This window comes from Neisseria sp. HMSC056A03, from assembly GCF_001815685.1.
GTDB classification, from domain to species: domain Bacteria; phylum Pseudomonadota; class Gammaproteobacteria; order Burkholderiales; family Neisseriaceae; genus Neisseria; species Neisseria subflava.
Map to the genome: position 1 here is coordinate 1 of NZ_KV821647.1, position 296 is coordinate 296.

The window sequence follows — 296 nt, forward strand, 5'->3', positions numbered from 1 at the left end:
CCGTCGACAGTAACCGGGCTGCCGCCGCTAGCCGGACCAACGGTAATGCTGTCGGCCAGTTTAAAGCCGATTTGGTTGTTGGTAACCGTGGTCTTGATATTGGCATCGCCGGCATATTTGACGGTTTCGCCCAGTTTTACGGTGTCGTCTGCACCGCTGTCGGCTCCGATCTTGAAGCCGGCGTCTTTCAAATCGGTCACGGCAGTATTGATGGCAGTATTGATTGCGGTATTAACTGCACCGCCAGTTACGGCACTGTTGTCGCCTGCCGCAACGTTGCCGCTGGTCAGGTTGGT

1 protein-coding gene is annotated in these 296 nt (G+C 56.1%); it reads right to left on the reverse strand.

The features are described from left to right. A partial coding sequence (locus HMPREF3052_RS11820) for a hypothetical protein (RefSeq protein WP_210399516.1) occupies positions 1-296 on the reverse strand: 296 nt, incomplete at both ends.